We start from the raw sequence: 337 nt of genomic DNA on the forward strand, positions 1-337 counted from the left end.
GAGGACCTCGGGGACGTCGATGTGCTGTTCACCGACAAGACGGGCACGCTGACCGCCGGCCGCATCGACTTCATGCGAGCGCTGCCCGCCGACGGTTCCACGGCGGACGCGCTGCTGCGCTGGGGCCTGCTGTGCACGGAGAGCGGCGGTGCGGACGGTCCGGCGGTGGGAGGCAATCCCCTGGACGAGGCCCTGTGGGAGTCGGCCGCGTCGCAGAGCCTCCGCGGGACCCTGGCGGGCAGTACTCGGCTCGGGTTGCTGCCGTTCGATCACGACCGGCGTATGGTCTCCGCCGTGGTGCGTGACAGCGCGGGTGTGACGACGCTGGTCACCAAGG

The 337-nt window shown here is 71.5% G+C and carries 1 pseudogene; it reads left to right on the forward strand.

What is annotated here, in order from left to right:
- Window positions 1-337 (forward strand): annotated as a pseudogene (locus C6N31_RS42705) (magnesium-translocating P-type ATPase); the annotation flags it as partial.

The organism is Streptomyces fildesensis (genome assembly GCF_016107395.1).
GTDB lineage: Bacteria > Actinomycetota > Actinomycetes > Streptomycetales > Streptomycetaceae > Actinacidiphila > Actinacidiphila fildesensis.